The organism is Paludibaculum fermentans, assembly GCF_051172195.1.
GTDB lineage: Bacteria > Acidobacteriota > Terriglobia > Bryobacterales > Bryobacteraceae > Paludibaculum > Paludibaculum fermentans_A.
In genome coordinates, this window is record NZ_JBPJAQ010000012.1 from 1 (window position 1) to 3,447 (window position 3,447).

At 59.0% G+C, this 3,447-nt stretch carries 2 protein-coding genes; both read left to right on the forward strand.

All coding sequences use genetic code 11. The features are described 5' to 3' along the window. On the forward strand, positions 1 to 496 hold a 496-nt coding region (locus ACR9Y2_RS40205; protein WP_435047572.1), incomplete at its 5' end, for a hypothetical protein. Between the two features lie 39 nt (positions 497 to 535). Then, a partial coding sequence (locus ACR9Y2_RS40210) for an RHS repeat domain-containing protein (protein WP_435047573.1) occupies positions 536 to 3,447 on the forward strand: 2,912 nt, incomplete at its 3' end.

Sequence of the window (3,447 nt, forward strand, 5' to 3'; positions counted from 1 at the left end):
AGAACTAATGCGCCGCAGCCTACTCTTCCTGGCATTGGCCGCGGTGCCGCTCTGCGGTGCCTACACCTACTACTTCTCCGATACATTCAGCAGCATCAGCACAGCGAATTGGCAGCAGAACGGAGTGCTCGACGGCGGCACGATCGGCCTGCACACGTCCGACGTTAATGGCGGCGCCCTGATCTCAAAAGTAGCCGTACCCGATGGCACGGCATCCTACGAAATCCGGACGGACCTCAATCTCAACACTACTGGCGCGACCTATGTGCATTACTTGCGGGCATCGTCGGATGCGCTGAGCGCTCCGAGCGGTGCGGCCGGTTCCTACGTCGCGATCGAATTGCAGAATCCGCAATGGACCACTGGCGGGTATCTGGCCACGATGGTGATCAGCCAGCGGGTGGGTGGCGTGATCACCAATCTGATTACAAAGCCTGTGGGCTGCAGGATGTCCATGGCGATGCAATCGGTGATCACGGACTCGAGGTATCTCTAGGTTTATCTGGACGGGGTCCTGGCGACGGATCCGATCCAGGTGTCTTCGTCCCTGACGACCGGCAAGGCGGGCGTTGGAATTCGGAACAGCAGCGCCAATGCGAGTATCACGCGAGTCGATCTGGGGCCATTGGACCGGACCGCGCCGGCCGCGATGACGCTTTCCAGTGTGGCAACGTGGCCGATGCCGGCGAGTGTCGACATGCAGTGGGATGGAGCGCCGGACGACGCGAATGGAACCGGCGTCGTGCGCTACCAGATCGCCAGGAACGCCTCGCCGTTGGTCTTCACGAGAGGCGGGCTGTTCACGGACGCCGCGGTGACAGCTTCGACAACCTACAGCTACAGCATTTCCGCAATGGATCGGCATGGCAACTGGAGCACCGCCTTGACGGTGCCTGTCACCACACCAGCCAGCAGCACGGGCGAGAGCCGCCGCCTCGGAGTGAAGGCGACGGGGTCGTACTGGGGCGCAGCCGGCGAAAACATTGATATGTTCTCTGGCAATTTGAATTTTACTTTGCCCCTGGTCAACCCCACTCGACGGGATGGGTCCAAGCTGACATTGTCACTGCACTACAATTCCCAAAACTGGCGCAGCGACAGCAACGGCACGTGGAACATGGGCCGCGATATTGGCTATGGGTACGGATGGATGTTCACGGCTGGCTACATCCGACCGAGCTACAAAGACTACTGGCTGATCGATCACTATACGTATGTGGACTCAACCGGCGCGGAGTACCGGCTCGACGTCAACGAGAGCAATATCTGGCGATCGACTCAGGGCATTTACATCAGATTCGACCCGGCGAACAACCAGTTGATCTTCCCCGATGGCTCGTTCTGGTATTTCTTCTGCGCCTCGCAAGGGGACGAACCGGATAGCGGCACGATCTATCCGACCGCCTTCTACGACAGAAACGGAAACTACATCATTGCGGGCTATGCCTCCGGTATCGGAACGAATCTGGCGGATTCGAGCGGACGCATCAGTTGGATCAGCGATGTCCGGGCGAACGCCAGCTACGGCAAATCGTACGATTTCGTGTACACCAGCACGGGACTGCCGCACCTCACGCAGATCAATAACAATGTTGGCTTGGGCGAGGAGTATGCGCTCAGCTACAGCACGAGCCAAGCGCTGAAGTCGCCTTTCACCCCCAATGCTCAATTCGCCACGGTGGACCTATTGACCGGGGTGAACATCACGAATCTCGGAGTACCCCACCTGTTCGAGTACGGCACGAACCAAGCCGGGGAGTTGACCAAGGTTACGTTCCCGTATGGTGGAGTGGTTGAGTGGGCGTACACAAACTTCCTCTTTGGGAACGGGAAGACCTTCCGCGAGGTGAATAGCCGGAAGCTCACGAGCCAGCCGAACGGGACTCAGTTGACGTATGGGATTGCCGCAACGGACACCGGCACGCCGTTGTTCGCGCACAAGGCGAGGACCGTGAGCGATGCGAATGGGCGGGACACGCGCATCTACACCTTCGATGATCTGGCGACATCGATTTCCTATGGAGCCAGCACCGCCTTTGAGCAACGTGATACCTCCCTAACCTATCCTGTTCTGCTGCATCGGGACGACACCTGGACCACGGACATCAAGGGAAATGTCTACCTGAATAGCTCAACCACGACGTTGGATCCTGCCTCCTCAGGCGTCCCGAAGGTCTCCAGAGTCGAAATCGACCGGGATGGCTGGGGCAACGTGACGGAGCAGCGTCTCTTCGACTACGGGGTGACGAGTCCCACACTGAAGCGGAAGTATAAGAACACGTACTCGTACGGCCTCGGGTGGGTCGGCATCAACAACCTGCTGGTGAAGTCGGAGATTATCGAGGGTACGACGACGGTGCAGACGGCGACGTACGATTACGATACGGGGCCGGCGGGGAGTTGCCCGGCGAACAGCACGAACCTGACGGATGTCACGGATATCACGGAGCATGATGCACGGTACTCGACGTCGTTGACCTGGCGAGGCAACGTGACCTATGTTGCGGTGCTGGGAAAGGCTCCCGTTTGCCTCAGCTATAACATCGGCGGGACCGTGGTGAAATCGCAGACCGTGGGCGGGATCGCCGTGGACTACTCGGTGACGTCGGCCAGCCACTACACGATGCCTTCGGTGGTGACCCCGAATAGCGAATCGAACCTGGCGAGCAGCAGCCAGTTCAATACCTTCCTGGGGCTGAGTTCCACGACGGGGCCGAACTCGGCGACCGCGGCGTTCACCTACGATTCCATGACCCGGCCGTCGACCACCACGTCGGCGCTTGGGGCGGTGACGAACTACGCGTACACCAATGCAGTTATTGCTGGAGGCTCATCCACTCTGGCTACCAGCACGGCGACGACGAATGGGAAGTGGGTACGAACGACTGTTGATGGATTGGGTAGAACGGTGAAGGTGGAACGCGGCAATGGCAGCACCGTTGTGTCGATTGTAGATACTGAGTACGGGCCGTGCGCCTGCTCAGCCGTGGGCAAAGTCAAGAGGGTATCGCAGCCTTATGTCACGGGTGGAACGGTCTACTGGACACAATATGAGTATGACGCCCGGGGCCGAACGACGAAGGTAACGCCGCCGCTGAATGCCGGCTACACGACTTATCTCTATGTTGGCAACACGGTGAAGGTGACCGATCCAGCAGGTCGCTACAAGATCCACACGGTGGATGTGATGGGGAACCTGACGAAGGTTTCGGAGAAGAATCCGGCCGGCGGATCGGATCTGGACACGTTGTACACGTACAACATGGCGGACAAGCTGACGCAGGTGTCGATGACTCGCGGATCGACGACGCAGTTGCGGACGTTTGGGTATGACTCAGCGTTCCGGTTGCAGACGGAGACGAAACCGGAGACGGGCACCACGACCTACACATATGACTCGATGGGACGGCCGTCGACCAAGGTGGACGCGAAGAACCAAAAGGTCGA